This window comes from Massilia psychrophila (assembly GCF_002760665.1).
In the GTDB taxonomy this organism is placed as follows: Bacteria; Pseudomonadota; Gammaproteobacteria; order Burkholderiales; family Burkholderiaceae_D; genus JAFCUW01.
Genome location: NZ_PDOB01000105.1, coordinates 1 through 275, shown reverse-complemented (window position 1 = coordinate 275; position 275 = coordinate 1). Strand labels below are relative to the sequence as shown.

The window sequence follows — 275 nt, the reverse complement described above, 5'->3', positions numbered from 1 at the left end:
GCTTACGGCGTGGAGGCTTTTCACCCCCATTATCGCTACTCATGTCAGCATTCGCACTTCTGATACCTCCAGCATCCTTTACAAGACACCTTCGCAGGCTTACAGAACGCTCTCCTACCATATTGATCAAGTGATAAATCACAAGAATAATATCCGCAGCTTCGGTGACTGGCTTAGCCCCGTTACATCTTCCGCGCAGGACGACTCGATCAGTGAGCTATTACGCTTTCTTTAAATGATGGCTGCTTCTAAGCCAACATCCTGACTGTTTTAGC

General features: G+C 47.6%; 1 rRNA gene. It reads right to left on the bottom strand.

Annotated elements, in window-relative coordinates:
* Nucleotides 1-275 (bottom strand): 23S ribosomal RNA (locus CR103_RS21840); the annotation flags it as partial.